Raw genomic sequence first — 22169 nt, 5'->3', positions numbered from 1 at the left:
GGCGCAGTGTCGATCAGGTCAAGGATTGAGGTCAGCTTAGCTGCAGATCGCCTGCGCCATCTGGCCAAAGTTCCGATACCGATCCCACAGCGCATCATCGCGCGCGGCTTTCGACATCTTCAATTCCTGCGCCTGATGGGGGTCGCTGAACCACTTGGCGACCGTCTTCTGATCGCTGCGGGTCAGCGCCTGATTGGCCACCCGCTGGATGCAGCTGCACCGGTCCCGCGTCGCAGCCGTACGGTCGGACGCCAGACACGCCCGCTTGATCTGCGCTGCCTCGCCAGGTGTCGGAGCCACCGCCGTCAACGACGTGGCGCAAAATGCGATTAAGAGGAACTGTTTCATGCTCGAGCCTCGTTTTTGCCTGCCCGGACGGGTCTGACGCCCCTCTCGGTCTGGGCGGGAGTATGAATCAAACTGGATTCGGGATCAATCGTGCGGTGCGAAAAAGTGATTGCGCGCATGGTTGATGTCGCGTTTTTTGGCCTGACTTTGCTAATAATTCATTGGTGAGACCAATATGCTTCAGAAGTACGGGCGCACATGTCACTTGCCGCAATCTCCCGGCGCCACAAGCGATGACAAGATCATGTCCAGCGTTGATAAGTTGGCCTTGGCTGACGAGGTGGTCTTTACCGAAAAGATGGACGGCGAGAATACAACAATTCACAGCCAAGGCTGTCACCCTCGCAGCATCGATGCGCGCTATCACCCGTCGCGAGATTGGATGAAGGCCTTCGCAGCTGGTGTCGCGCCTCAACTTGCCGAGGATGAGCGCATCGTCGGCGAGTATCTGTTCGCGCGTCATTCCATCGAATATTTTGAGTTGCCGACTTATTTCCTGGGCTTCGCTTGGGTCAAGGCAAACCAAGTGCAATCGTGGGACGCGACGCTTTCACGCTTTGTCGAGCTTGGGATCACCGCTGTTCCCGAACTGTATCGCGGACCGTTCTCCGCGAAGGTTGTGGCGGACGTGATCGCCGATCTGAACTTGGGTACGCAAGAGGGATTCGTCGTTCGCACAACAGCGGCGTTCAAGGAAGAAGACATGCCCACTCACCTCGCGAAATACGTACGCGAGGGCCATGTGCAGAGCGAGACGCATTGGATGAACGCGGTGCAGGTCAAAAACAGGTTGGTCTGATCGGTCGGAGGCCTCGTATTCAAAGGGTTGCGCTGGGGTCGCGTCCCACCTTGACCACAGCCCATTTCCGACGCATATCCCCAACCCATGACAGACCTCGCTCATATCCGCAATTTCTCCATCGTCGCGCATATCGACCATGGCAAATCCACCCTTGCTGACCGGCTCATCCAAGAGACCGGAACGGTCAAGGATCGCGACATGAAGGAACAGCTGCTCGACAGCATGGATATCGAGCGCGAGCGCGGCATCACCATCAAGGCGAACACGGTTCGCATCGACTATACCGCCGACAATGGCGAGCAATACGTGCTGAACCTGATCGACACCCCCGGCCACGTGGATTTTGCCTATGAGGTCAGCCGGTCCATGCGCGCGGTCGAGGGCTCTCTGCTGGTTGTGGACTCGACGCAAGGGGTCGAGGCGCAGACGCTGGCGAATGTCTATCAGGCCATCGACGCTGATCATGAGATCGTGCCGGTGCTGAACAAGATCGACCTGCCTGCGTCGGACTGTGACCGCGTGGCGGAACAGATCGAGGACGTGATCGGCATCGACGCGACAGACGCCATTCAGGTCAGCGCCAAGACGGGGCAGGGCATCCATGAGACGCTGGAAGCCATCGTGCAGCAACTGCCCGCGCCACAGGGCAATCTCGACGCGCCGCTCAAGGCGATGCTGGTGGATTCGTGGTACGACGCCTATCTCGGCGTTATCGTTCTGGTCCGCATCATGGACGGCACGCTGAAAAAGGGCATGCGGGTCAAATTCATGTCGAACAACACCCTGCACCATGTCGACCGCGTAGGGGTCTTCCGGCCCGAGATGGAGATGGTGGACTCGCTTGGCCCTGGTGAGATCGGCTTTCTGACGGCGTCCATCAAACAGGTCCGCGACACCCGCGTCGGTGACACTATCACCAATGACCGCAACGGCACCGAGGACGCCCTGCCGGGCTTCAAACCCGCGCAGCCGGTGGTGTTCTGCGGCCTCTTCCCGGTGGACTCCGCCGAATTCGAAGACCTGCGCGATGCGATCGACAAGCTGGCGCTGAACGACGCCAGCTTCAGCTTTGAAATGGAGACCTCGGCCGCGCTTGGCTTTGGCTTCCGCTGCGGCTTCCTCGGGCTTCTGCACCTTGAGGTCATCCGCGACCGCATCGAACGCGAATACGATATCGAGCTGATCACCACCGCGCCATCGGTGATCTATCACGTCTACATGAAAGACGGCGAGATGATCGAGCTGCACAACCCCGCCGACATGCCCGACCCCTCCAAGGTCGATCACATCGAGGAACCGCGCATCAAGGCGACCATTCTGGTGCCGGATGAATATCTCGGCGACGTGCTGAAACTCTGCCAGGACCGCCGCGGCATCCAGATGGACCTGACTTATGCGGGCTCCCGCGCGATGGTTGTTTACGACCTTCCCCTCAACGAAGTTGTGTTCGATTTCTATGATCGCCTGAAATCGGTAACAAAAGGTTACGCCAGTTTTGACTACCAGATGACCGGCTATACCGAGGACAATCTGGTCAAGATGTCGGTGCTGGTGAATGACGAACCGGTCGATGCGCTGTCGACCATGGTTCACCGCGACCGGGCCGAGATGCGGGGCCGGGCGATGTGCGAAAAACTGAAAGATCTGATCCCGCGCCACATGTTCAAAATCCCGATCCAGGCCGCCATCGGAGGCAAGGTCATCGCCCGCGAGACCCTGTCCGCCTTACGCAAGGACGTGACCGCGAAATGCTACGGAGGCGACGCCACGCGGAAACGCAAGCTGCTGGACAAGCAGAAGGCCGGTAAGAAAAAGATGCGCCAGTTCGGGAAGGTCGACATCCCGCAGGAGGCGTTTATTTCGGCTTTGAAGATGGACAGCTAAAGCTGTCAATCTTTAGTTGTCTAATACCATCAAGCGTCGAGGTTAGACGGTTTCGCCAAGTTCAACAGTCGGCGTGTACCGTGAGATGCACTTTAGAATCAGAAGAATAATCTTGCGTTCATAGTTTGAAAAATAGTGTCTTGTTAGCAACGAGGTGTCGGTAGAGACTTCGTTCAAAATTACGTTTCCCCAATCATCTGGTCGATAACGCATGATGCAAGAATAAACGTGATTTAGCAAAAAGTGTAGGCAAATCTCAGGCAGTAGTATAGGAAAGAATGGATTTTCGATGAAGGACAGTCGCCCGCGAACATCGGTGTAAATCAGTGCCTTGATTTCGGACGCTCTGTTTGCTGGAACTGAGATGACATATTTTCCAAATCGCTCGGATACTTCAAAGTTTGGAAATGATTTTTCGACTATCTCTCGTGTTGGAAGTGTCGTCCCATCTCCAATTTGAAACTCCCAAATCAACATTCTGGGGTTGTTTGCATTTACAATTTCTAATGGAAATGCTCTTGAGCGTTTTCCAGTCATTAACGAATAATAGTCTGCCATTTCTGGCAGCATACTCAGAAGTGTTCCAATGCTTGCATTTATTCTGTTTTCATAAAATGCGCTGATGCTGTCAGTTAAATCTTGCTGAAATTCAATATTATTGTATTTTATTAGCTCTGTCGGGAATGAGCTGAAAAGCTCACTAAATGTCCCGGTTGGACTGTCCCCGCCGAATTGTGCCTGAACAACGTCAGGTAAGTAAACCATGCCATGGGAGCTTGGTAGATTATCTTTACTGTATCTGATAGGATTGTTTAAGACTATCATCCCATAAGAATAGGCGGTGACTGAGTAAAAGTGGTTCAAGGGCTTTACCATCAAGGACCCGCCACAACCTGCAAAATACAATTCCCTGCCTTGGCTGAAGCAGTTCTTTAGCTTTACCGCTTCTGTATCATTTATACCTGCGTTCTTAGTGCCACCAGTGGTGTACTTTCGAAGTTTATATATAGATTTTATTTGCTCAACGTTCTCAATGCTTTCTACAAGCTCAGTCACTGAGCTTTGGTAGTTAATGGCGTCTAGTGGTAGTGATTTTAGTGGTGACGCATATTCTTTTCGAGCTCTAACCTCTTTCTTGACCAGGTGCGCATTCTTGGCAATGTTAAATTTCTTGTCTTTAGGGTTTTCAACTCCTTTTTCAGACAAAAAACCCGGCAGGCCCTTTTTGTACTTTTTCTTCTCAACTTCTTCCAGAAGTTTCCAATCCTCAATGGACTGTTCGTATTTTTCTAGAATTGTTCCATAGTCGAAATCAAAATCGTAAATTAGCTGGTTTTGCATTTTCCCTTCATTTATTTGATAATTGTCACTCAAGATGTTTTCAATGTCGGAGGGAATTTTTGCGTTCATTTTTAGTCTCTTAGGTGTTCTTTTGGGGGAAATATACGCATACTTGATGTGATGTTCAACCATGGGGCATCTGGAAGTTTTCCTACGCATCCAGAAGTAGTTATTACGTATGTTCACCCACCCGGCGGCATCGCCGGGGCCATACCATGATCCGCCCCCGTCAAACCAAAGGTTTGCCTCCGGCAAAACGGGCGGCGCGTTTGCTCTCGGGGCTCCACATGTTCGATAGCGAAATCGTCCAGCCGTCAGCCATCTCTCGCCGATCCTCCGCATCGGATGCTGACGCCCTCCGGGCCTGACCCGTTTCATGATATTCTCATCACACCCCAAAACACGGGAGGATGAATCAATGAAATATCTGACTCTGGTCGCTGCCTTCTGCCTGTTCGCCGCGCCTGCCTTTGCCGGGCAATGCCCCACCGACATTGCCGCCATCGATGCCGCTCTGGCTGCGGGTCCTGACCTGTCTGAAGAACAGATCACACAGGTCGAAACATGGCGCGACGAAGGTGCCGCGCTGCATGATGCAGGTGATCATGACGCGTCGGTTGCAACTCTGGCACAGGCCAAAGAACTGCTTGGCCTGAACTGACATTATATTGCCGGATCTGGTTTGGTTAACGGGCTGTGCCTTTGCGCCGCCCGACAGAGCGGTCGTGGCCCTCCGTTCTCCTTATCAAACGTCGAAATTGCACCTCGGATCACCGCGCATTCTGACCCAGATCAAGGACCACTCTCAGCCTCGGTTCTAGGGTCTGCGAAAACAGACTGGTAAAAACGAGGCCCCTATGTCGCCCCTGACGCTGATCCTTCACATCTTCCTTGGTTCCACCCTTGCCGGGTGCGCTGTAATTGCAGTGCTGGTCATGGGGCACGCCGCTTGGACGACCCTGCTGATCGCGGCGGTTGTTGGCTTTGTCGCGGCGTTCCCGGTCTCGTTTCTGGTGGCCCGCAAGCTCGAAGGCTGAGGCCCGGTTTAGACGCAAAGAACGGAATGTGTTATCCTCTGCGCGGGGGACCGCGTTCAGGCGGTTTTTTCTTTACATGCTTGCAACGCCAGACCCTCAGAAATGAGAGGTTATTATGCACAAGTTCTTAATTGCGACCGCAACCACAGCCCTGACCCTGGGCCTGTCTGCAGGCTTGGCCATGGCCGAGACATATGACGCTTCCGGCAAGGGCATGGGGATGAATGCGAACCAGGTCTACGGCATCTCGGATGGCCACGCGGTGGTGAAAACGCAGACTGATTATGACAGTTTCGAGGTCGCCGCCGGGCACCCTCTGGAAGGCGCGAGCGGGTCGTGTTTCGGCGCGGTGCTGATCAACGGGGCCGGGGTGTCGGGCACCGGGAATTGCGTGTTTGACACCGCATCGGGCGACAAAGCGGTGATGACATGGACGGCCACGGGGCTTGGTGAGGGTGGCGCTTTGACCGGTGACTGGACGGTTTCGGGCGGCTCGGGCAATTGGGCGAGTGCAACCGGGGGCGGCAGCTTTTCGTCTCTGACCGATCCCGATACCAAGAAATTCGTGAACACGATCACTGGCAGTATTACGGTGGAATAAGTTATTTTTCACAATGGCTTAGGACGGGGAGTGTATCCCCGTCCTCCGGAAACGTCTGAGGGTTCAATGAACTACAGATGAAGTTTCCCTTAGGTAAGTTGCAACCGGCTCTTTAGCTTCCAATCTGTTCAGCAGGCCAAGGACGGCCAATGTTTGGAGGAGAGAGCCAATGACCAGATACATGACTGCCGGAGCAGCCGCTCTGGCCGCGACCCTCACCCTTGGAACGGCCGCTCTGGCCGACGCGCCGGACCTGCGCGGCACATGGCTGGGGTCGTATACGACCGTCTCGCCATCCCATACCTATCGCGGCGATGAACCCCGGTTCAATCAGGCCGAGTGGATGCTGGACATCCAGATGCAGGAAGAAAACGTCTTCTGGGGTCCCAGCAAGTGGCGGCGCGATGGCGACACCGAATGGAATGAGAATGAGGCCACCGGCACCATCAGCCTCGACGGGACCGGCAGTATCGGGATCGTCGAAACCTCACCGCTGGTCATCGGCGCGAATGCGTTGATCGATGCCCGGTACGAAGACGGAAAGATCTTTGCGGATTTCCGTAGCCTGCGTAACGGAACGACCTACAGCACCGTTCTGGAACGTCAGGTGAACTGAAGCGTCTCTGGCCCGATCGGTCTGTAGGGGGTACTGGCTGCTGTTCGGTGCAGCGCGTAATAGGTAATCCCGGTCTGGCCAGAGCGCTTCTCAGGAAGCGGAACCAATGTCTCCGAATGGTGGAGACGGGTCGGGCGGCCATTGCGCCACCTGCGACAGGGTTGGGATCGGCACATGCCGGAATGCGGCGTAGCCCGGCACGGGCGGTCCGGAGCTCGTGAACCTTCAGCACGGCGTCGCAGGTAGGGTGGGGGTGCGTCCGATCATGGTTCCGTTTCCATGACTCTCGACTGTCAGGAAGCGGGAGACGAATCGCAAAATCAAAAATTCTGAGGGGCAGGGCGTTCTGATTTCGCGCATAAAAGCCTGCTCAACCCCTTCGCAATTGCAGAAAAGCGGCCTGAACAGGCGTTTTGACGTGGTTCAGAGTTTTCCTGCCTCAAACCGGCAGAGCCGCGCGACTTCCGGACTTATCCCCAAAATTCTCCCGGAGGATATCAACACGTTATCCCCGTCTAATTTTCATGCTGCAGTGCTATTTTCTTGTCGGATCGCGGCGCCGGTGCAACCATCGTCCTACCACATCGGTTCTTGGGAACCTGGGTGGGACGCAAAGGCCAGGGGGTCGGCGCGGCGAGGGCAGGTTCTAGGATCTGACTTGTTGCGCAGAGACTTACCGGTGGGTGGTCGTGTGATAGGGATATTGCATCCGGATCAGGTGACCAACCTCTCAGAAGGCCGAGGCGTGCTGTGAGGTGCCTATTGGCGCGGCACAGCTGCCGTGGCCCTTGCAGGGTCAGGGTAACTGGCTCGGGATGTCCCCCGGACGTGTCGACCCGGCAAGGCGTCAGGAGTGTCCGAGAGGATACATGCATAGACCGTGTCTGCGCACCTGACGCCTTTTCCTTTCGCCATATTTCGGCGTGAAACAGGCTGCCACTTTACCCTTGCGAAAAAACTGCGGGGTTCTTGTGCGTTCACAAGAACCCTGCTGTCCTGTCAGAATTGCAATACCGCATCTATACACCGGTACCCTGAACCCAACGGCAGGTCGGCTGAATCAGCAACTATACGCAGGGTGTGCGTTGTGCGGTCTGCCAGGATTTGGAGGTCAGAGATTCTCCTGAACGTCCGTGGCCGCGCCCTGAATCGCGTCACCCGCTTTCTCGATGTCTTTGCCCGCGCCCTTGGCGGTTTCGCAGGCGGTGAGGGTGAATAGGGCAAGCCCAATCAGAATTGCACGGATCATCAGTGTCTCCATTCGTGTCAGTCCTGTGTTGCGTAACAGCTTTCCTTGAATGGAACCAGCGCTTTGAAGCCGGTTCAGACTTTGACGGTCGGTGGGGCGATCACGCCGACCGGCATGCGGCAGAGCTGTACAATCAGCCTTTTTCTTCGCCGCAGAACATGTCGTAAACCAGTTCGATCATGCGGCGCGGGCGGTCATCGGCCAGGCGGTAAAAGATCGCCTTGCCCTCGCGGCGGGGCGTCACCAAACCTTCGAGGCGCAATCGCGACAACTGCTGGGACACTGCCGCCTGACGGGCGGACAGCAGCTCTTCCAGCTCGGTTACGGATTTTTCGCCCGACACCAGATGACACAGGATCATCAGGCGGCCTTCGTGGCTGATGGCTTTCAGAAAATTCGACGCACGCGTTGCGTTTTCAACCATCTTGTCGAACGACTCGGGCGGCATATCTTGAGAAAGTTGTGGAAGGGCCATCGTGTTTTCCTTGTTTACTCGCAAACTTGGTGGGCGCTGAGTGCGGGTTCGCTGACGCGAGGTTCTTGCGTACATATTTTGCGCATGTATTTCCATATGCATGAATCAAAATGATGTGATGTGAGGGCGGAAATATGTGTTGAGCGCTGTTCGCGCAGATTTCAAAAGAGCAGGTACAACATTCAAATCACGGCCGCGAGGCATGAAGTCTCCGGCCCCCCTTGCAGCCCCCCGGTGGCGACACTAAGACTCGGGTAACGTTTCTTCGGGTAGTGTCCCGATCCATAGCAAAGCAGGCAGGTTCAGAATGTTCGATCCAGTTGATACCTATATGAATACGCTCGTCCCGATGGTGGTCGAACAGACCAGCCGCGGCGAACGGGCCTACGATATTTTCTCGCGCCTTCTGAAAGAGCGGATCATTTTCATCAACGGCCCGATCCACGATGGGATGAGCCATCTGGTCGTCGCCCAGCTGCTGCATCTTGAGGCGGAAAACCCCAGCAAAGAGATCTCGATCTACATCAATTCGCCTGGCGGTGTTGTGACCAGCGGTTTGTCGATTTACGATACAATGCAGTATATTAAGCCGAAATGTTCGACATTGGTGATCGGTCAAGCGGCCTCGATGGGGTCGGTTCTGCTGGCCGGTGGTGAGAAGGGAATGCGGTTCTCGCTGCCCAACAGCCGCATCATGGTGCACCAGCCCAGCGGTGGCTATCAGGGTCAGGCCAGCGACATCATGATTCACGCGGCCGAGACGCAGAAACTGAAAGATCGCCTGTATGACATCTATGTACGCCATACCGGCCAGACAAAAAAGGCGGTTGAAAAAGCGCTGGATCGTGACAATTTCATGAGCCCGGAAGAGGCGAAGGATTGGGGCCACATCGACGAAATCGTCGAAAACCGCGCCAAAATGGACGGCGACGAGGCCTGACGTTGAGCCCCCGCGCGCGTCGCGCGGGGCGCATTTTGAGATTGTAGCTGTCTCGGTGCTGTCTTAAGCTGCACCAACAGGCGGCAAGCGCGGTTCAGGACGGGCCGCAGGGACGAAGCCCGAAAGGTAGAACATGGCGACGAATTCAGGCGGTGACGGCAAGAACACGCTCTACTGTAGCTTTTGCGGCAAGAGCCAGCATGAGGTACGCAAGCTGATTGCCGGCCCGACCGTGTTTATCTGCGATGAATGCGTCGAACTGTGCATGGACATCATCCGCGAAGAAACCAAGGCCAGCGGTCTGAAGTCCTCGGACGGGGTGCCAACACCCAAGGACATTTGCGAGGTTCTGGACGATTACGTGATCGGTCAGGCCACGGCCAAGCGGGTTCTGTCGGTCGCGGTGCACAATCACTATAAACGCTTGAACCATGCCCAGAAAGCGGGCAGCGATATTGAGCTGGCGAAATCCAACATCCTGCTGATCGGCCCGACCGGCTGCGGTAAGACCTTGCTGGCGCAGACGCTGGCGCGGATTCTGGATGTGCCGTTTACTATGGCGGACGCCACCACCCTGACCGAAGCCGGTTATGTGGGTGAGGATGTCGAAAACATCATCCTCAAGCTGCTGCAGGCCAGCGAATATAACGTCGAACGCGCACAGCGCGGCATCGTTTATATCGATGAGGTCGACAAGATTACGCGCAAGTCCGAAAACCCCTCGATCACGCGGGACGTGTCGGGTGAGGGCGTGCAACAGGCGCTGTTGAAGCTGATGGAAGGTACTGTTGCCAGCGTTCCTCCGCAGGGTGGGCGCAAGCACCCGCAGCAGGAATTCCTGCAAGTCGACACCACGAACATCCTGTTCATCTGTGGCGGCGCGTTTGCCGGTTTGGACAAGATCATCGCGCAACGCGGCAAGGGCTCGGCAATGGGCTTTGGCGCCGATGTGCGTGACAATGACGAACGCGGCGTGGGCGAGATTTTCAAGGATCTGGAGCCCGAAGACCTGCTGAAATTCGGTCTGATCCCGGAATTTGTTGGCCGTCTGCCGGTTCTGGCGACGCTGGAGGACCTGGACGAGGATGCTCTGGTTACCATCCTGACCAAGCCCAAGAACGCTCTGGTCAAGCAATACCAGCGCCTGTTCGAACTGGAAGACGCCGAACTGGCTTTTACCGACGACGCGCTCAAGTCGATTGCCAAGAAGGCCATCGAACGGAAAACCGGCGCACGTGGTCTGCGTTCGATCCTGGAAGATATTCTGCTGGACACGATGTTCGAACTGCCCGGCATGAAGAACGTGACCGAGGTTGTGGTCAACGAAGAGGCGGTATCGTCCGACAAACAGCCGTTGATCATCTACGCGGATGCGGCGGAATCGGCCTCGGCCGGTTAAGTTCAAACCGATTTACCAATCACGGCGCGGCACTGACCGCGCCGTTTTCTTGTGGGGGTCATCATGACGATCAGACGTATTTCCTCGGGCGGAGAATACGAGGCCAAAGTCGGATATTGCCGCGCCGTGGTTGCAAATGGATTTGTCTTTGTTGCCGGAACCTGCGCACAAGGTGACAACATTCCCAAAGATACTGTTGGTCAGTGCAAATCCGCTCTTGATGCCATTGCAAAAGCGCTGGCGGAAGCTGGGACGGATTTCGCGCATGTGGTCCGTGTGAACTATTACCTACCCGACATGAGCGATTTTGAACTGTGTTGGCCTCTGTTGGTCGAAGCATTCGGTGCCAATCCGCCGGCGGCGACAGTGACCGAATGCAATCTCATAACCCCTGAGGACCGCATCGAAATCGAAGTGACCGCAGTTTTGCCGGAATAGCAGGTGCGGCCCTAGTGGCACTGGACCTTGGCGAGCCTTTGGTCCATATCTGCGGGAACAGAAATGTCGGAGGCAGCCGATGGGTATCCTGAACAGTCTTTTGCGGGCCGTAACCTGGTGGAACGGAGCCACCTTGAACACGCAGATCTATACTGCGCGGAAAGGTGAGAAAGTCGGCGAAGACAACGAAGGCAATGTCTTCTACCGCAATGCCGACGACAGCAAACGCTGGGTGATTTTCAACGGTGAGGCCGAGGCCAGCCGGATCGACCCCGACTGGCACGGCTGGCTGCACCGCACCTGGGATGAGCCGCCGACCGATAAGCCGTTGCAGCACAAGTCCTGGGAAAAACCGCACCAGGAAAACCTGACGGGGACGGCTCTGGCCTATACCCCTGCGGGGTCTCTGCGCCGTGTCGACCCGGTCGAGCGCACGGATTACGAGGCCTGGAGCCCGGAATAAACGAGGCGAGCGATGTCGACCTACAACGTTACCGAAGTTCTTGTCGGTGGGGCCGTTCTGGCCTGCGCCGTTGCTTTTGGCGTTTATGCCAGCCAGTCCACCGGCCTGTCGCAGGGCGGTACTGGATATCAGCTTGAGGCATCTTTCCGCTCGCTCGAAGGCGTGGGCGTAGGCACGGATGTGCGTCTGGCCGGGGTCAAGATCGGCACCGTGACGGGCGTGACCCTGAACCCGGATACCTATCGCGCGGACACTACGTTTTCGATCGCGGATGGCATTCTGGTGCCGGATGACAGTGCCATCATCATTTCGTCCGAAGGGTTGCTGGGCGGCAATTTCGTCGAGGTGATGCCAGGCGGCTCGCCCTTCTATTTTGAACCCGGTGATCAGGTTGAGGACACGCAGGGCGCGGTCAGCCTGATATCGCTGCTGGTCAAATTCGTGGCCGGGGACGGCGGCGAATGAGGCGTTTTGCCCTGATCGCAGCGCTATTGACCGCCTCGGGTGCAATGGCACAGCAAAAGGCGCAGTCGGGCCCGGGGGCGATCCTGCGGGGACTAGACAAGGTGAATGGTCAGACCGTCGACGTGGAAATGCAAAACGGTGAGACCACAGCGGTTTTTGGTCTGGACGTTGCACTTGGGGATTGCCGCTATCCGGCCGAGAACCCGACCGGCGATGCCTTTGCCTATCTGACGATCTGGGAAAAAGGCAAGTCGGATGAATTGTTTGACGGCTGGATGATTGCCACCTCACCGGCGCTGAACGCGCTGGATCATGCGCGTTATGACGTCTGGGTGATCCGCTGTATGACCGCTTCGGGCAACTGAACCAGCGGCGCGGTGAAATCCGCGCTGGCGTTGATCGCCTCTTCCAGCTCCTGCCGGTATTGCGATCGGGGAATTTCGATTGCGCCCAGTGAGGCCAGATGCGCGGTCAGAAACTGGGTGTCGAACAGCTGAAACCCGGTTTGCCGCAGGCGATCCACCAGATAGGCCAGAGCGATTTTCGACGCGTCCGTCCGGCGTGAGAACATGCTTTCTCCGAAAAACGCCGCCCCCAATGCGACACCGTAGACGCCCCCGACCAGATGGTCCGCCTCCCATATCTCCAATGAATGCGCGTGGCCCAGGCGGTGGATCTGTTGGTAGAGATCCCGCAATTCGGCATTGATCCATGTATCCGCGCGATCTGCGCAGCCATCGACGACCCCGACGAAATTCTGATTGATTGTCACCGTATAGCCGCATTTGCGGATACGTCTTGCAAGGCTACGTGAGACGTGAAAGCCGTCGAGGGGAAAGACACCGCGGAATTTGGGGTCAACCCAGAACAGCTCGGGTGCGTCACGGTTTTCGGCCATCGGAAAAATGCCGATGGAGTAGCTGTGGAGTAGGAGTTCCGGGGAAAGGCTCATTGGAAATGCCCGAAGGCCGAAGGGCTGGTGCCCTTCGACCCTGTTGTTTTAATCGGCCATATGCTCCGCAAGCCAACGCTCCAGCCAGTGGATGTTGTAGTTGCCGCTGTGAATGTCAGGCTCCTGCAGCAACGCGTGGAACAGTGGTACGGTGGTATCGATGCCGTCCACGATCAGCTCACCCAAGGCCCGTTCCAGACGCGCCAGCGCCTCGGCCCGGTCGCGGCCCTGCACGATCAGCTTGGCGATCAGCGAGTCGTAATAGGGCGGGATCGCGTACCCGTCATACAGCGCCGAATCCATCCGCACACCCAGACCGCCCGGCGCATGATAGGCCGAGATCTTGCCCGGGCAGGGCGAGAAGTTGGGCAGCTTTTCGGCGTTGATCCGAACCTCGATGGCGTGGCCGTTAATTTCCAGATTGTCCTGACCGAACGACATGTCCTCACCCGCGGCGACAAGGATTTGCTCGCGCACCAGATCGACACCAAAGATGCCTTCGGTCACGGGATGCTCCACCTGCAGGCGGGTGTTCATCTCGATGAAATAGAACTCGCCGTTTTCATAGAGGAACTCGATAGTGCCCGCGCCGATATAATTGATCTTGGCCACGGCGTCGGCGCAGGTCTTACCGATCTTGGCGCGCTCTTCCGGGGTGATCGCGGGGCCGGGGGCCTCTTCGAACACTTTCTGGTGGCGGCGCTGCAGCGAGCAGTCGCGTTCGCCCAGATGGACCGCCTTGCCCTTGCCGTCGCCAAAGACCTGAATCTCGATGTGGCGCGGCGTGGTCAGGTATTTCTCGATATAGACCTCGTCATTGCCAAAGGCGGCTTTGCCCTCGGCCCGGGCGGTCATGAAGGCGCTTTCCATCTCATTTGCGTTCTGCGCGACTTTCATGCCGCGACCGCCGCCACCGGCGGTGGCCTTGATGATGACGGGATAGCCGAATTCTTCACCGATTTTCCTGGCGGTGGCCAGATCGGGCACGCCGCCGTCCGAGCCCGGAACGCAAGGCACACCCAGCGCCTTCATCGTTTCCTTGGCGGTGATTTTGTCGCCCATGATGCGGATGTGTTCCGCGGTGGGGCCGATAAAGGTGATGCCGTGGTCCTCGACGATCTGCACGAACTCGGCATTCTCGGACAAAAAGCCATAGCCGGGGTGGATCGCCTGCGCGCCGGTGATTTCACAGGCCGAGATGATCGCGGGCACCGACAGATAGCTTTGCGGGCTGGGCGGAGGGCCAATACACACCGATTCGTCCGCCATGCGCACATGCATCGCATCGCTGTCGGCGGTGGAGTGGACGGCGACTGTCTTAATCCCCATCTCACGCGCGGCGCGGATCACACGCAGGGCGATCTCGCCTCGGTTGGCAATCAGGATTTTGTCGAACATGGGCCCGCCTTACTCAACGATGACCAGAGGGGTGCCGAATTCCACAGCGTCGCCGTCGCCCACAAGGATACGCTTGATGGTGCCTGCCTTGGGCGCGTGGATGTGGTTCATGGTTTTCATCGCTTCGACGATCAGCAGCGTGTCGCCTTCGGACACCGAAGCACCGACCGAGATGAACGAGGGCGCGCCCGGCTCGGGCTGCATGTAAACGGTGCCGACCATGGGCGAAGTCACGGCGCCGGGATGGCTGGCCGGATCTTCCTGTGCGGCGGGTGCCTCTGCTGCGGCAGGGACCGGAGCGGCCGCCGGGGCTGCTGCAGGCGCTGCGGCGGGAACCGCGACCTGAACCGGAGCGGCAGCGACCTGGGTCATGCGGCTTACGCGCACGTTCAGGCTGTCTTCCTCGCCGTATTCGCGTTTGACCTGCAGCTCGGTCAGGTCGTTTTCGCGCAGCAATTCGGCCAGTGCCTTGATGAATGCCACATCCGCTTCGTGTTTGGTGTCTGTCATGAGTGTCCTCGACGGTTCCCCTTTGGCCCGTCTGTTCCATGCGGGCTTTGGTCTGATTACGCAGCGTTATAAGCCATGCGCCCGGCCATGAAAAGCGCAGTCTGAGCCTGTGATGTATGGGTTTTAAAGAAGATATCGGAGGGCGGCAGGGCCTAAAGCGGCATTCCCGAAAGCTTCGCCACCAATTCGGGCAGTTTGCGGGCTCCGAATTTTTCCAAAAGGCGGGCGCGGTAGGCCTCGATCGTGCGATAGCTGAGGTTCAGTTCCGCGCCTATTTCCTTGGCGGACAGGCCACGGCAAGACAGGATCGCCACCTCACGTTCACGCGCAGTCAGTTCGACCAGGGGGCGTTCTTCCGAAATGTCGGAAAAGCTCCAGATTCCGTGGCGGAAGGGGTCATCCGGGGTCAGTGAGCGTCCGCGCGCTCGGCACCAGAACAAATCGCTGTTGCGCCGCCGCATGACGCGTTCATCAGAGTAATACCCGGTGTCGCGCATCACCTGCAGGCTGCGCGCGCCGATGCGTTCCCAATCGGCCACAGACGGATACAGATGCAACAAGGGCATATTGCGATAATCCACGGCCTCACCGCCAAAGGTGCGGGCGAACTGCAGATTGCAGCGCCGGATGATCCGGTTCTCCAATTCGACAAGCCCGATTGGTGCGTATTCAAAGGCGGGGTCGCTCATGCGGCTATCGTGCAGGGATTTCAGGGGAATTAGAAGGGGGCCTGCGCAGATTCTGCGCCGACATTGCCCGCGCTGGGTGGGCGTGTTTTGTCAAGCTTGTAAATAGTCTTTGAAAACTCTGCCTTAACCACTAGAAATACATCAAGAGTTCTGAAAACTAACCGGAGTGAATTTTGGCTGGTTTCGCTTTGAGAAGGGTGGGAACATGCGCGATACGCTGACGGGTAGCCGTATCCGGGAAAGGCGTCAGATCGCGGGTCTGCGACAGGCGGAGCTTGCGCGTCAGGTCGGGATTTCAGCATCTTATCTGAACCTTATCGAACACAACCGCCGCCGGATTGGTGGCAAGCTGTTGGTTGATATCGCCGGGGCGCTGGCGGTGGAGCCGTCGGTGCTGACACAGGGGATCGAGGCCACGCTGATCGCGGCGCTGCGCGAGGCCGCCGCCGATGCCGTTGGCCAGCAGGCAGAACTGGACGGGCTCGAAGAGTTCGCCGGGCGGTTTCCCGGATGGGCTGGTGTGCTGGCGCAGATGCACCGCCGGGTCGTGTCGCTTGAGCGGACCGTTGAAACCCTGTCGGACCGTCTGACCCACGACCCGCATCTGGCGGCCTCAGTGCATGAGGTTCTGTCAACCGCTGCTGCGATTCGGTCAACCGCCGCGATTCTGGCGGATACGCAGGACATTGACCCCGAGTGGCAGGACCGCTTTCACAGCAACCTGCACCAGGATGCCGAGCGTTTGGCCGAAAGCTCCAAATCGCTGGTCGCTTATTTGGATGAAAGCGATTCTGACGGCGATCATCGCGGCGTACCGATGGAAGATGTCGAAGCGTTTCTTGAGGCCCGTGGTCACCACTTCCCAGAAGTCGAACAGGGTGGGCGCGACGCGGACATTGACCTGAGTGCTCTGGAGTCGACGGCTGCAAAAACCGTGGCTCTGGATTTCCTTAAAGTCTATGCCGCGGATGCCCGTGCCATGCCACTGGACCAGTTGCAGGCCGCCCTGGATCAAGCCCCGCTGGACCCGTTGCAGCTGGCGGCGCGGTTTTCGGTGAATGTCGCGACGGTGCTGAGGAGGCTGGCAGCTTTGCCGGGCGGGTATCTGGGGCGACCGACGGGGCTGGTGGTGTGCGATGCCTCGGGCAGTATCCTTTTCAGCAAATCCGTGCCCGGTTTCGCCATGCCGCGCTTTGGTGAGGCCTGCCCTCTGTGGCCGCTGTTTCAGGCGCTGAACCGGCCGTTGGTGCCGATCCGCAAACGTATCGTACAGCTTGGGCGGACGGCGGCGGTATTCGATTGTTATGCCTATGCGTGGCCGCAGCACATATCCGGTTTTGATGACGGGCCGGTCTATCGCTCGGTGATGCTGGTGCGGTCGGTCGAGGACGATGCGCAGGGTGAACAAGCAGTTGCTCGGGTCGGTCCCAGCTGTCGGGTCTGCCCCAGCAGCGATTGTGTGTCCCGCCGCGAACCGTCAATCCTGAGCGAACGTTTTTGACAGTTTCCTGACAGAACGCGTAAGCTGGCTGAGATGGGTCGAAAATTTTAAGTCCCGTCACGGGGAGGACAGATAATCATGAGCCGCAAGGTTCTGTTAATTGAGGATGAGCCGAACATCGCCGAGGCCATTCGGTTCCTGCTGACACGTGAGGGTTGGCTGGTCGAGACGCACGCCGAAGGCAGCGACGCATTACAGGTTATTCAGGGCGCAAGTCCGGATCTTGTAATTCTTGATGTGATGCTTCCGGGCAAAAGCGGGATGGAGATTTTACGAGACCTGCGCGAAGTGGACGGTATGCAAAGCTTGCCGGTTCTGATGCTGACCGCGCGAGGGCAGTCTCGGGATCGGGAGATGGCCGAAAACGCCGGAGTCAGTCGTTTCATGACCAAGCCGTTTTCCAATACCGAGATGCTGACTGCGGTGCGGGACCTGCACGCGCAGGCAACACAGTCATGAGTTCGGACGAAGACCGTCAGCCTTCGGGCGTCCGGCCTTCGCTGTTTCTTGAACGGCAGAGCTATCGCCGCCGCAGGTTATCTGATGCGGCACGGCTGTTGCCCTTTTTGGGCGCGGCCTTGTTGGCGATCCCGTTGTTGTGGCCCGATGGTCAAGGCACGCAAGAGGGCGTGCCCTTGTCTTCTTCGATCTATTATATCTTCACCTGCTGGGGCGCCATGATCGTGGCCAGCCTGGTGTTTGGATTTGCCGCCAGGCGCATGGGAACCCATGACGAATCCGAACCCGAGACGGACCGATGGCAACGCTGAACGTTCTGATCCTGGTATGTCTGGGCTATGTGGTGCTGCTGTTCGGTGTCGCCTTTGCCGCCGATAGACTGGCCGCCGCCGGGCGGGGGGCGTGGTTGCGGTCGCCGCTGATCTATACGCTGTCGCTGTCGATCTACTGCACGGCCTGGACATTTTACGGTGCCGTCGGCAATGCCGCGCGGTCGGGGCTGGAGTTCGTAACGATCTATCTGGGCCCGACGCTGGTAATGATCAGCTGGTGGTGGGGTCTGCGCAAACTGGTGCGGGTCGGGCGCAGCCAGCGGGTGACCTCGATTGCCGATCTGATCTCCTCGCGCTACGGCAAGTCCAACACGCTGGCGATCTGTGTGACCATTCTGGCGGTGCTGGGTGGTACCCCCTATATCGCGCTGCAACTGCAGTCCATCACCCTTTCGTTTTCGATCTTCGCCGAGGCTGACCCCACGGGCCTTTATCGCGAAGGTTCCAGCGTGTTTTGGGTGGCCGCAGGTCTGGCGGTTTTTGCCATCCTCTTCGGCACCCGCAATCTGGACGTCAATGAACGCCACCACGGTGTTGTGACGGCCATTGCGCTGGAATCGGTGGTGAAGCTGTTCGCCTTGCTGGCTGTGGGCGCGTTTGTGGTTTGGGGCATCGCAGGGGGTGTCGGTCCCATGATGGACCGGATCGACGCGTCCGAGATCGGCCAATGGAACGTGGATGCCGGGCGCTGGACCACTTTCATCTTTTTGTCTGCGGCAGCCTTCATATGCCTGCCGCGCATGTTTCAGGTCATGGTCGTTGAAAACGCAGATGAGGGTCATCTGAGAACCGCAGCATGGGCTTTCCCACTGTACCTGCTGCTGATGAGTCTTTTCGTTGTACCCATTGCCGTTGTCGGTCTGGACCTGTTGCCCGAAGGCTCGAACCCCGACCTGTTCGTTTTGACCGTACCGCTGTCGCAGGGCAATGACTGGCTGGCGATGCTGTCCTTTATCGGTGGGTTTTCTTCGGCCACGTCCATGGTCATCGTAACGGCGATGGCGCTGTCGACGATGGTGTCGAACCACGTGGTCATGCCGATCTGGCTGAGCACGCAGGAAGGGTCCGGTTCCGTATCCGGTGATGTCAGGAACGTCGTGCTGTTGGCACGGCGGGTGTCGATCGCGGTGATCATGGCGCTGGGCTACTATTACTATCGCCTTTCCGGCGGCGGTGCCGCTCTGGCCTCGATCGGGTTGATTGCCTTTGCCGGGGTTTCCCAGATTCTGCCCGCTCTGGTCGGTGGCCTGTTCTGGCGTGGGGCAACGCGGATCGGCGCCTTGGTGGGGTTGACGGTGGGGTTTCTGCTGTGGGTCTACACCTTGCTGCTGCCGGGGATGGACGGCGTGTTGATGCCCGAGACGGTGCTGCAAAACGGCCCGTTCGGCTTGGGTTGGCTGCGTCCGCAGGCCCTGTTCGGGATCGAGGGCATGGACCCGATGGTGCACACGGTGATGTGGTCCCTGTCCCTGAACACTATCGCATTCTGCGTTGCGTCGCTGCTGAGCTTTCCCAGCCCGCTGGAGCGCCTGCAGGGCGCGCAATTCGTCAACGTCTTCGATCACTCTGTCGCGCCCCGCGGTTGGTCCGGCTCGGTTGCTCAGAGCGAAGACCTGATGATCATGACCCAGCGAATACTGGGTGCAGGCCCGGCACAGGAGTTCTTTCAGGCCGAGGTGGACTTGCAGGGCGGGCGCTCCGGCCTTCCGGAACCCACCCCCGCCTTTCTGGAGCGGCTGGAACGCGAGCTGAGCGGTTCAGTGGGCGCTGCCACAGCCCACGCGATGATTGGTCAGATTGTCGGCGGCTCGTCTGTGTCGGTCGAGGACCTGCTGGCCGTGGCCGACGAATCGGCACAGTTGCTGGAGTACTCTAGCCAGCTAGAGGTGAAATCCGCCGAACTGACCCGGACCGCACGGCAATTGCGCGAGGCGAATACCAAGCTGACGCAAATCTCGGAACAGAAGGACAGCTTCCTCAGCCAGGTCAGTCACGAATTGCGCACACCCATGACCTCGATCCGCGCGTTTTCCGAGATCCTGCGCGATACCGAGGGGCTGAGCGGGGAAGAACAGACGCGCTATGCCGCGATCATTCACGACGAAGCCCTGCGCCTGACCCGGTTGCTGGACGATCTTCTGGACCTGAGCGTTTTGGAGAGCGGGCGGGTCAATCTGAATGTCGGTGACGACACGCTGCGCTCGGTATTGGACCGGGCCGTGTCCAGCGCGCTGGCCGGGTCCAGCCGGACGCTGATGGTGCGGCGCTCGAAAGCGGCGGAACGTATCCCGCTGCAAACCGATCTGGACCGGTTAGGGCAGGTCTTTATCAACCTGATTTCCAACGCGCAGAAATACTGTGATGCCGAAGAGCCGGTGCTGACGATCTCGGCCCATGATGTCGGCGGTCAGGTGGTTATTGATTTTGTCGACAATGGCAGCGGTATCCCGCCCGAGGCCCGCTCGATGGTGTTCGAGAAATTTGCCCGCGTGGGCGTCGACAAGGCTGGCGGGGCCGGGCTGGGGCTGGCGATCTGCCGCGAGATCATGCAGCGACTGGGCGGAGAGATTGCCTATCTGCCGGGGCAAGGCGGGGGGGCGTTTCGTGTCAGGCTTCCAATGGCGTATCAGCAGGCAGCGCAGTGACCCGGATGTAAAGACATTCGTAACCTGAACCGGGTTAGACCGGATGACAGATACAGCAATCAACAGCGGTTTCAGGCATGACGCAAATGGTCAGCGCAGCTTTGACGCGCAAGCTTTCAGTGGGACAGGAAGAGCAGGGCGACAAGCCGCGTTCGGTTCTGCGAGCGCTGCGGTTGGCCTTTGCCCGGGCCGCCGGCGATCGGTTGCAGCTGCCCATGGTTGTCATTGGCGCCAGGCAATCCCACCGAACTCCGGACGTGTTGACGGATCAGGTCGCGGAAGACTGGCTGCTGTTGCAGTTTGTGGATGGCGACGGGATGTCGGCAGCGATCTGCATGGATCTGGGGGCGGTTTCCGCTATCGTCCAGGTGCAAACCATTGGCGAGGTGATGGCGGATGAGCCCACCCCCCGCACGTTCACACATACGGACGGAGCAATGGTGGCGCCACTGGTCGAAGATGCCTTGGCGCGTGCGGTCGATCTGGTAGAGGCCCCGGTGGATCAATCCAGCTTGTCCGGGTTAGAGTTTTCCACCCGTCTTGCCGATCTGCGTACATTGTCGCTGGCCATGGTCGAAGACGCGTATCGGGTGTTTGATCTGACCGTGGAACTGGGCGGTGGTTTGCGGCAAGGGCAGATTTCCGTGTTTCTGCCGGACCGGACCGCAGAAGATGCCGACGAGGTCACGCTGCAGGACACAGGCCCAAATCTGGAACAGGCATCGGGGGTATTGCGGGCCGAGCTGAATACGGTGATCTGCCGCATGTCGCTGCCTTTGGCGTCACTTTCTCAACTCAAAGCGGGGGATGTTCTGCCCCTGACGGGGGCAAGGCTGGACCGGGCAGAGGTCCTGACGATTGACCGCAATCGCGCCGCGATTGGCCGATTGGGGCAATGTGGCGGAATGCGCGCGGTACGTCTGAACGAATACGCGCCGCTGACGGCGTTGAGCCAATCCGAAGCTGAGGAATTTCTCGAGGCTCGCTCGACACCAACACCACAACCCGATCCGGACATGCCCCCGTCAACCGAGCCAGCGCGGATGCCGGTCGCATTCGATCCGGGCGCAACAAGTGACATCGAGTCCAACCTGAATTTCGCTGATTCAGATCAGATGGTGGCCGAGATTTCGCAACTGGCCGGTCTGAAACTATCAGACACGGATCCGGGCGCCCTGAGTTAAATCAGTCTGCACCGCCGCGGATCTGATCCAGGGTCGGGCGCAGGTTATCCAGCGCGTACCCCGCTTTGGTGGTGGCATCCAGAATGTCATCCGTGCTCATCCGGTCGCACTGACCCAGTGCCCAAATCACGGAACAGCGCGTGCCCGAGGCGCAATAGGCCAGAACCGGTCCGCCGCAGCTTTCGGCCAACTGGCGTTGCAGGGCCACATTCTCGGGTGTCATGGTCTGGTGCGTCAGTTCCAGAACTTCATATTCCAGCCCCGCCGCGCGCACCGCTTCACCGATCGCATCCGACTGCATGTTCACCGGAACTTCGACATTGGGCCGGTTGCAGATCACTTTGACAAAACCGGCCTCGGCAATTGCTGGAACGTCCTCGACCGTGATTTGCGGCGAGACGGCGTAGCGGGGGGTAATCGGGCGAATCTCCATGCCAATTG

At 58.2% G+C, this 22169-nt stretch carries 26 protein-coding genes; 17 read left to right on the top strand and 9 right to left on the bottom strand.

All coding sequences use genetic code 11. The annotated features are described in order from the left end of the window. Positions 1 to 36: 36 nt before the first annotated feature. A complete protein-coding gene (locus ACOQFT_RS08525) occupies positions 37 to 348 on the bottom strand; it encodes a hypothetical protein (RefSeq protein ID WP_421597511.1) in 312 nt (103 codons plus the stop codon). A gap of 175 nt (positions 349 to 523) precedes the next feature. Here ACOQFT_RS08525 and ACOQFT_RS08520 point away from each other — a divergent pair, with 175 nt between their 5' ends. After that, positions 524 to 1147 (top strand): RNA ligase family protein, encoded by a 624-nt coding sequence (locus ACOQFT_RS08520; RefSeq protein ID WP_421597510.1) that lies wholly within the window; start codon positions 524 to 526, stop codon positions 1145 to 1147. Between the two features lie 87 nt (positions 1148 to 1234). Further along, positions 1235 to 3034 carry a translation elongation factor 4 gene (gene lepA / locus ACOQFT_RS08515; RefSeq protein WP_421597509.1) on the top strand — a complete coding sequence of 600 codons (1800 nt, stop codon included), beginning with the start codon at positions 1235 to 1237 and terminating at the stop codon, positions 3032 to 3034. Between the two features lie 42 nt (positions 3035 to 3076). Here the strand turns inward: lepA and ACOQFT_RS08510 are convergent, their stop codons facing one another. Beyond that, entirely contained in the window at positions 3077 to 4444 is a 1368-nt protein-coding gene (locus tag ACOQFT_RS08510) for a YaaC family protein (protein WP_421597508.1), read from the bottom strand. A 349-nt stretch (positions 4445 to 4793) separates the two neighbouring features. Here ACOQFT_RS08510 and ACOQFT_RS08505 point away from each other — a divergent pair, with 349 nt between their 5' ends. The 4 genes from ACOQFT_RS08505 (at position 4794) to ACOQFT_RS08490 (ending at position 6629) form a co-directional block, all read left to right on the top strand. Beyond that, complete coding sequence (locus tag ACOQFT_RS08505; protein WP_421597507.1) at positions 4794 to 5036, top strand: hypothetical protein; 243 nt, start codon at positions 4794 to 4796, stop codon at positions 5034 to 5036. Between the two features lie 196 nt (positions 5037 to 5232). After that, a complete protein-coding gene (locus tag ACOQFT_RS08500) occupies positions 5233 to 5412 on the top strand; it encodes a CTP synthetase (RefSeq protein WP_170332614.1) in 180 nt (59 codons plus the stop codon). Between the two features lie 115 nt (positions 5413 to 5527). Then, positions 5528 to 6013 (top strand): hypothetical protein, encoded by a 486-nt coding sequence (locus ACOQFT_RS08495; RefSeq protein WP_421597506.1) that lies wholly within the window; start codon positions 5528 to 5530, stop codon positions 6011 to 6013. 169 nt (positions 6014 to 6182) lie between these two features. Further along, on the top strand, positions 6183 to 6629 hold the full coding sequence (locus ACOQFT_RS08490; RefSeq protein WP_421597505.1) for a hypothetical protein: 447 nt from the start codon (positions 6183 to 6185) through the stop codon (positions 6627 to 6629). Positions 6630 to 7740: 1111 nt separating this feature from the next. Here the strand turns inward: ACOQFT_RS08490 and ACOQFT_RS08485 are convergent. Together ACOQFT_RS08485 and ACOQFT_RS08480 are read right to left on the bottom strand one after the other, a co-directional pair. Then, on the bottom strand, positions 7741 to 7878 hold the full coding sequence (locus ACOQFT_RS08485) for an entericidin A/B family lipoprotein (protein WP_421597504.1): 138 nt from the start codon (positions 7876 to 7878) through the stop codon (positions 7741 to 7743). Positions 7879 to 8011: 133 nt separating this feature from the next. After that, positions 8012 to 8353 carry an ArsR/SmtB family transcription factor gene (locus tag ACOQFT_RS08480; RefSeq protein WP_421597503.1) on the bottom strand — a complete coding sequence of 114 codons (342 nt, stop codon included), beginning with the start codon at positions 8351 to 8353 and terminating at the stop codon, positions 8012 to 8014. Between the two features lie 307 nt (positions 8354 to 8660). Here ACOQFT_RS08480 and ACOQFT_RS08475 point away from each other — a divergent pair, with 307 nt between their 5' ends. The 6 genes from ACOQFT_RS08475 to ACOQFT_RS08450 all read left to right on the top strand — a co-directional run bounded on the left by ACOQFT_RS08475 (position 8661) and on the right by ACOQFT_RS08450 (position 12423). Next, positions 8661 to 9293, top strand: a complete 633-nt coding sequence (locus ACOQFT_RS08475; protein WP_058282412.1) for an ATP-dependent Clp protease proteolytic subunit — start codon at positions 8661 to 8663, stop codon at positions 9291 to 9293. 133 nt (positions 9294 to 9426) lie between these two features. Further along, complete coding sequence (clpX, locus tag ACOQFT_RS08470; protein WP_058282413.1) at positions 9427 to 10692, top strand: ATP-dependent Clp protease ATP-binding subunit ClpX; 1266 nt, start codon at positions 9427 to 9429, stop codon at positions 10690 to 10692. Positions 10693 to 10755: 63 nt separating this feature from the next. Next, entirely contained in the window at positions 10756 to 11130 is a 375-nt protein-coding gene (locus tag ACOQFT_RS08465; protein WP_421597502.1) for a Rid family hydrolase, read from the top strand. Between the two features lie 79 nt (positions 11131 to 11209). Further along, positions 11210 to 11593 carry an NADH:ubiquinone oxidoreductase subunit NDUFA12 gene (locus ACOQFT_RS08460; RefSeq protein WP_170445141.1) on the top strand — a complete coding sequence of 128 codons (384 nt, stop codon included), beginning with the start codon at positions 11210 to 11212 and terminating at the stop codon, positions 11591 to 11593. Positions 11594 to 11605: 12 nt separating this feature from the next. Next, a complete protein-coding gene (mlaD, locus tag ACOQFT_RS08455) occupies positions 11606 to 12058 on the top strand; it encodes an outer membrane lipid asymmetry maintenance protein MlaD (RefSeq protein WP_421597501.1) in 453 nt (150 codons plus the stop codon). Next, positions 12055 to 12423 (top strand): DUF2155 domain-containing protein, encoded by a 369-nt coding sequence (locus tag ACOQFT_RS08450; RefSeq protein WP_421597500.1) that lies wholly within the window; start codon positions 12055 to 12057, stop codon positions 12421 to 12423. The genes mlaD and ACOQFT_RS08450 overlap by 4 nt, the downstream gene beginning before the upstream one ends. On the opposite strand, the gene aat is transcribed toward ACOQFT_RS08450, so the two are convergent. The 4 genes from aat to ACOQFT_RS08430 form a co-directional block, all read right to left on the bottom strand. Then, positions 12378 to 13010, bottom strand: coding sequence for a leucyl/phenylalanyl-tRNA--protein transferase (aat, locus tag ACOQFT_RS08445; protein WP_421597499.1), 633 nt, complete (start codon positions 13008 to 13010; stop codon positions 12378 to 12380). The two genes, ACOQFT_RS08450 and aat, sit on opposite strands and share 46 nt — an antisense overlap. A gap of 48 nt (positions 13011 to 13058) precedes the next feature. Beyond that, on the bottom strand, positions 13059 to 14408 hold the full coding sequence (accC, locus tag ACOQFT_RS08440; protein WP_421597498.1) for an acetyl-CoA carboxylase biotin carboxylase subunit: 1350 nt from the start codon (positions 14406 to 14408) through the stop codon (positions 13059 to 13061). 9 nt (positions 14409 to 14417) lie between these two features. Beyond that, complete coding sequence (gene accB / locus ACOQFT_RS08435; protein ID WP_421597497.1) at positions 14418 to 14918, bottom strand: acetyl-CoA carboxylase biotin carboxyl carrier protein; 501 nt, start codon at positions 14916 to 14918, stop codon at positions 14418 to 14420. Positions 14919 to 15070: 152 nt separating this feature from the next. Continuing rightward, positions 15071 to 15607 carry a LuxR C-terminal-related transcriptional regulator gene (locus tag ACOQFT_RS08430; protein ID WP_421597496.1) on the bottom strand — a complete coding sequence of 179 codons (537 nt, stop codon included), beginning with the start codon at positions 15605 to 15607 and terminating at the stop codon, positions 15071 to 15073. A gap of 205 nt (positions 15608 to 15812) precedes the next feature. Between ACOQFT_RS08430 and ACOQFT_RS08425 the strand changes: the two genes are divergently transcribed. From ACOQFT_RS08425 to ACOQFT_RS08405, 5 genes are all read left to right on the top strand, one after another. Next, positions 15813 to 17108, top strand: coding sequence for a short-chain fatty acyl-CoA regulator family protein (locus ACOQFT_RS08425; RefSeq protein WP_421597495.1), 1296 nt, complete (start codon positions 15813 to 15815; stop codon positions 17106 to 17108). A gap of 78 nt (positions 17109 to 17186) precedes the next feature. After that, positions 17187 to 17567, top strand: coding sequence for a response regulator transcription factor (locus ACOQFT_RS08420; protein ID WP_421597494.1), 381 nt, complete (start codon positions 17187 to 17189; stop codon positions 17565 to 17567). Continuing rightward, positions 17564 to 17878 carry a hypothetical protein gene (locus ACOQFT_RS08415; RefSeq protein WP_421597493.1) on the top strand — a complete coding sequence of 105 codons (315 nt, stop codon included), beginning with the start codon at positions 17564 to 17566 and terminating at the stop codon, positions 17876 to 17878. The genes ACOQFT_RS08420 and ACOQFT_RS08415 overlap by 4 nt, the downstream gene beginning before the upstream one ends. Then, on the top strand, positions 17866 to 20544 hold the full coding sequence (locus tag ACOQFT_RS08410) for an ATP-binding protein (protein WP_421597492.1): 2679 nt from the start codon (positions 17866 to 17868) through the stop codon (positions 20542 to 20544). Before ACOQFT_RS08415 ends, ACOQFT_RS08410 begins: the two co-directional genes overlap by 13 nt. A gap of 77 nt (positions 20545 to 20621) precedes the next feature. Then, complete coding sequence (locus ACOQFT_RS08405; protein ID WP_421597491.1) at positions 20622 to 21728, top strand: FliM/FliN family flagellar motor C-terminal domain-containing protein; 1107 nt, start codon at positions 20622 to 20624, stop codon at positions 21726 to 21728. A 1-nt stretch (position 21729) separates the two neighbouring features. Here ACOQFT_RS08405 and ACOQFT_RS08400 read toward each other — a convergent pair whose 3' ends face one another. Continuing rightward, positions 21730 to 22161 (bottom strand): TIGR01244 family sulfur transferase, encoded by a 432-nt coding sequence (locus ACOQFT_RS08400; RefSeq protein WP_421597490.1) that lies wholly within the window; start codon positions 22159 to 22161, stop codon positions 21730 to 21732. Positions 22162 to 22169: the final 8 nt, after the last annotated feature.

This window comes from Ruegeria sp. MALMAid1280, from assembly GCF_049195285.1.
Classification (GTDB): domain Bacteria; phylum Pseudomonadota; class Alphaproteobacteria; order Rhodobacterales; family Rhodobacteraceae; genus Ruegeria.
The sequence above is the reverse complement of the archived record's forward strand: the minus strand, read 5'-3'. Positions and strand labels throughout refer to the sequence as shown.

Excerpts from the sequence above, each read along its gene's own strand:
- ACOQFT_RS08525 (WP_421597511.1), bottom strand. The coding sequence starts at position 348 with ATGAAACAGTTCCTCTTAATCGCATTTTGCGCCACGTCGTTGACGGCG.
- ACOQFT_RS08520 (WP_421597510.1), top strand. The coding sequence starts at position 524 with ATGCTTCAGAAGTACGGGCGCACATGTCACTTGCCGCAATCTCCCGGC.
- lepA (WP_421597509.1), top strand. The coding sequence starts at position 1,235 with ATGACAGACCTCGCTCATATCCGCAATTTCTCCATCGTCGCGCATATC.
- ACOQFT_RS08510 (WP_421597508.1), bottom strand. The coding sequence starts at position 4,444 with ATGAACGCAAAAATTCCCTCCGACATTGAAAACATCTTGAGTGACAAT.
- ACOQFT_RS08505 (WP_421597507.1), top strand. The coding sequence starts at position 4,794 with ATGAAATATCTGACTCTGGTCGCTGCCTTCTGCCTGTTCGCCGCGCCT.
- ACOQFT_RS08500 (WP_170332614.1), top strand. The coding sequence starts at position 5,233 with ATGTCGCCCCTGACGCTGATCCTTCACATCTTCCTTGGTTCCACCCTT.
- ACOQFT_RS08495 (WP_421597506.1), top strand. The coding sequence starts at position 5,528 with ATGCACAAGTTCTTAATTGCGACCGCAACCACAGCCCTGACCCTGGGC.
- ACOQFT_RS08490 (WP_421597505.1), top strand. The coding sequence starts at position 6,183 with ATGACCAGATACATGACTGCCGGAGCAGCCGCTCTGGCCGCGACCCTC.
- ACOQFT_RS08485 (WP_421597504.1), bottom strand. The coding sequence starts at position 7,878 with ATGATCCGTGCAATTCTGATTGGGCTTGCCCTATTCACCCTCACCGCC.
- ACOQFT_RS08480 (WP_421597503.1), bottom strand. The coding sequence starts at position 8,353 with ATGGCCCTTCCACAACTTTCTCAAGATATGCCGCCCGAGTCGTTCGAC.
- ACOQFT_RS08475 (WP_058282412.1), top strand. The coding sequence starts at position 8,661 with ATGTTCGATCCAGTTGATACCTATATGAATACGCTCGTCCCGATGGTG.
- clpX (WP_058282413.1), top strand. The coding sequence starts at position 9,427 with ATGGCGACGAATTCAGGCGGTGACGGCAAGAACACGCTCTACTGTAGC.
- ACOQFT_RS08465 (WP_421597502.1), top strand. The coding sequence starts at position 10,756 with ATGACGATCAGACGTATTTCCTCGGGCGGAGAATACGAGGCCAAAGTC.
- ACOQFT_RS08460 (WP_170445141.1), top strand. The coding sequence starts at position 11,210 with ATGGGTATCCTGAACAGTCTTTTGCGGGCCGTAACCTGGTGGAACGGA.
- mlaD (WP_421597501.1), top strand. The coding sequence starts at position 11,606 with ATGTCGACCTACAACGTTACCGAAGTTCTTGTCGGTGGGGCCGTTCTG.
- ACOQFT_RS08450 (WP_421597500.1), top strand. The coding sequence starts at position 12,055 with ATGAGGCGTTTTGCCCTGATCGCAGCGCTATTGACCGCCTCGGGTGCA.
- aat (WP_421597499.1), bottom strand. The coding sequence starts at position 13,010 with ATGAGCCTTTCCCCGGAACTCCTACTCCACAGCTACTCCATCGGCATT.
- accC (WP_421597498.1), bottom strand. The coding sequence starts at position 14,408 with ATGTTCGACAAAATCCTGATTGCCAACCGAGGCGAGATCGCCCTGCGT.
- accB (WP_421597497.1), bottom strand. The coding sequence starts at position 14,918 with ATGACAGACACCAAACACGAAGCGGATGTGGCATTCATCAAGGCACTG.
- ACOQFT_RS08430 (WP_421597496.1), bottom strand. The coding sequence starts at position 15,607 with ATGAGCGACCCCGCCTTTGAATACGCACCAATCGGGCTTGTCGAATTG.
- ACOQFT_RS08425 (WP_421597495.1), top strand. The coding sequence starts at position 15,813 with ATGCGCGATACGCTGACGGGTAGCCGTATCCGGGAAAGGCGTCAGATC.
- ACOQFT_RS08420 (WP_421597494.1), top strand. The coding sequence starts at position 17,187 with ATGAGCCGCAAGGTTCTGTTAATTGAGGATGAGCCGAACATCGCCGAG.
- ACOQFT_RS08415 (WP_421597493.1), top strand. The coding sequence starts at position 17,564 with ATGAGTTCGGACGAAGACCGTCAGCCTTCGGGCGTCCGGCCTTCGCTG.
- ACOQFT_RS08410 (WP_421597492.1), top strand. The coding sequence starts at position 17,866 with ATGGCAACGCTGAACGTTCTGATCCTGGTATGTCTGGGCTATGTGGTG.
- ACOQFT_RS08405 (WP_421597491.1), top strand. The coding sequence starts at position 20,622 with ATGACGCAAATGGTCAGCGCAGCTTTGACGCGCAAGCTTTCAGTGGGA.
- ACOQFT_RS08400 (WP_421597490.1), bottom strand. The coding sequence starts at position 22,161 with ATGGAGATTCGCCCGATTACCCCCCGCTACGCCGTCTCGCCGCAAATC.